This is a genomic window from Streptomyces sp. NPDC007856 (genome assembly GCF_042868225.1).
Classification (GTDB): domain Bacteria; phylum Actinomycetota; class Actinomycetes; order Streptomycetales; family Streptomycetaceae; genus Streptomyces.
In genome coordinates this window covers 1-3,260 of sequence record NZ_JBIAEC010000086.1, presented here as the reverse complement: position 1 = coordinate 3,260, position 3,260 = coordinate 1, and the positions used below count along the sequence as shown (strand labels likewise).

The window sequence follows — 3,260 nt, the reverse complement described above, 5'->3', positions numbered from 1 at the left end:
TCAACGCGATCGGCGCCACCCTGCCCGGCGCGAGCTGGCAGCGATGCCGCACTCACCACGCCCGCACGCTGCTGAGCCAGGTCCCCAAGTCGGCCCAGCCATGGGTGGCCACGCTGCTGCGGACCGCCTTCGAACAACCCGACACCGACGCCGTCCAGTCCCAGATGCGGCACGTTTTGGACACCCTGGAGGCGAAGGTCCCCAAAGCAGCAGCCCACTTGGACGCCGCCCAGGGCCACGTACTGGCGCAGGAACGCCTCAGCAAAGAGATCCGCCGCCGGACCGACGTGGTCGGTATCTTCCCCGACCGCACCGCCCTGATCCGCCTGGTGGGTGCCGTGCTGGCCGAGCAGAACGACGAGTGGACCGAAGCCCGCCGCTAGATGGGACTCGACCTGCTCACCAAGGCCCGCCTCCACCCGATCGAGTCACAAACCGACGAGACCGTCCTCCGACCGAACTCACCGCATAGCTTCAAAACGAGATCACCGAGTGGCCGTCGATACACCACTCAAGCGGACGTGACCCCGAATTTAACGAACTATCGGTAACTACATCGCATTGGGTCCAGTATCACCCGGTGGCTGTACGTCTCCGACCGCCCTGGCCGCGCAGCCAGGACAGAACCGGCAGCAGCGGCCGTACCTGGGCCCACTCCGCGTCCGCCATGTCCGACGGATGCCACCGAACACGTTCCCGGTGATCCGCCGTGTTCCCGAACCAGTGAGCGACACAATCACGCGTCAGTGCAGCGGAGTTGAACGCCATTACCGCGAGCGCGTACAGCTGCGGCAACAGGGTCTCCTGGATCTCGGTTGGCTTCGCAAACCCGAGCTACCAAGAGGCCCTGCCTTCATGACCACAGCCAGTGATGATCACTCGATCGAGACTCGCGTTCGACGTGCAACCCTCAAGATCGGAACGACAACAGCCACTGGGCTTGATCTTTAACCTCGCCGGGTCACCTGACCTGCTGATCTTGGCGGTTTCGTGGGACAGCAGGGGCGGCCGTTCTTCACGCTTCGAGGTGTCGAGCAACGTCGCGTGAAGGAACGGCCGCTGTGAAGAGTCTGGCTTCTGTAGGTCCCGCTGACGCCGCGCTGAGCGTGCTGTCCCACTTTCGTGTCGAGTTCTACGACTGCCTTTACAACCGTGCGGATGCGCTCTTCGACCTCACCGACGCGGTGCTGTGCGCCGATGGCCCGGTGACATCGCTGGTCGAGCTGACGCTCACGGCGGAGCACCGGCGCGGGCACGGTGCGATGTACGACGCGGTCAACCACGGTTGGCTGGAACCGCGCCGCCTGCGCAGGCTGCTCGCCTCCACGCCGCTGCCGCGAGCCGCCGACGGGCGGATCGTCCTCGCCGTCGACGTGAGCAACTGGCTGCGTCCCGACGCACCGACCAGTCCTGATCTGCTGTTCTGCCATGTCTACGGGCGAGGCCGTAGCGCGGATCAGTTCATCCCCGGCTGGCCATACTCCTTCGTTGCCGCCCTGGAGACGGGACGCACCTCGTGGACCGCCGTACTGGACGCGATCCGACTCGGGCCGGCCGACGACGCCACGGCGGTGACCGCCAGCCAGATCCGCGACGTCTTCACCCGACTGGTGCGTGCCGGGCAGTGGCGGCCGGGCGACACGGACGTCCTCGTCGTGATGGACTCCGGCTACGACGTCACCCGCCTCGCCTACGTCCTGGCCGATCTGCCCATCGAGCTGGTCGGTCGACTGCGCTCGGACCGGGTGATGCTCCGCGACGCCGGCCCGCGTCGCTCGACCCCGCGCGGCGGGCAGCCCCGCAAGCACGGCGGCGTTCTCACCTTCTCCAAGCCGGACTCCTGGCACACCCCCGACCAGGCCACCACCTGCGACACCACCCGCTACGGCCGGGCCGAATCCTTCGCCTGGGACCGGATGCACCCCCGTCTGACTGCCCGCGGCCCCTGGCTCGACCACTGCGGCGAACTCCCATTGATCCACGGCATGTTGATCCGTCTCAAGGTGGACCGCCTGCCAGGTGACCGCGACCCGAAGCCCGTCTGGCTGTGGTCCTCACGCACCGGCTTGACCGGAGAAGACGTCGATGTGCGCTGGCAGGCGTTCCTGCGCAGATTCGATCTTGAGCACACTTTCCGGCTGTTCAAGCAGACCCTGGGCTGGACGGTCCCCAAGGTCCGCGACCCCTCGACCGCCGACCTGTGGACCCCGCTGATCATCGTCGCCCACACCCAGCTCCGCCTCGCCCGGCCCCTCGCCGAAGACCTGCGCCGCCCCTGGGAACGACCGGCCGAGCCTCGCCGACTCACACCAGCCCGGGTCCGCCGGGGGTTCCGCCACCTCCGCGCGAAGACCGCCCGTCCCGCCCGAGTTCCCAAACCGTCCAAGCCCGGCCCCGGGCGCCCACACGGCTCGAAAAACCGCAGGCCAGCCCCACGCCACGAACCGGGGAAGACCGTGAAACGAGCCGAAACCCTCACCGAACACGTCCGCTTGAAACAGCAGCGAGGATAAAGATCAAGCTGGGTGTTCAGGGCAGCCAGGACTTTGTCATGTGCGGGGCGGCCGCGAGCTGTGAGAGAACACCCGGCGAGGGAAACTCGATGAGCGTGAACCCGTTGAGGCGCACGCAACGTTCCTACTATGAGGTTTCCTGCGGCTCTGCTTCCCTCGTTGGCGCAGGAGGCAGTGGTCATCACCAAGCCTCGGAGTGGCTACTGGTTCCTCATCGTGTTCGTCTGCACTCCACCCGACCTCAGGCGGACCCGGGCGCCCAGCCGTTTCCCGCCCTGGCGGGTGCCCCTTCTCGGGGGCCCACACATGTGGGGGTAGGCGGTGCCACGAGAAGAGGATCTGGTCGGCCGGGCTGGCATGGCCGAGGCCTCACCTCTCACACTGCATGTGAGAGGTGAGCTGCGGGCGCCCGCCCCGACCCATCACCCCGCCGAGGGGCGGGCGCCCGCACCGTAGAGCCATGGAGGGCGCGGTGTGTGCACCAGGATGGTCAGGGAAGGCGCGTACCTCGTTCCTCCTTCGCCTTTCGGGCCGCACTGGCGACTGTTTGCTTGGACGAACAGTTTTGAGCGGCACGGTCAGGTCGCTCTGGGTAGAGGCGGGACGCGAGATTACTCGTGCGCGGCTGGTCATGCTTCGAGTGATGGGTGTGGTTCGTGCAGGAGGAGCCTTGGTACAACGGGATCGTTGTATTTCTGACTGGTATGAACGTTCCGTTGGGGTCGTCGGAGCGTATGTATGAGGAGG

Annotated in this window: 1 protein-coding gene and 1 pseudogene; both read left to right on the top strand. The window is 66.7% G+C overall.

The genetic code is table 11. The features are described 5' to 3' along the window. A pseudogene (locus tag ACFYOH_RS44535) lies at positions 1-446 on the top strand (transposase); the annotation flags it as partial. 615 nt (positions 447-1,061) lie between these two features. Further along, entirely contained in the window at positions 1,062-2,513 is a 1,452-nt protein-coding gene (locus tag ACFYOH_RS44530; protein WP_388638016.1) for an NF041680 family putative transposase, read from the top strand. Positions 2,514-3,260: the final 747 nt, after the last annotated feature.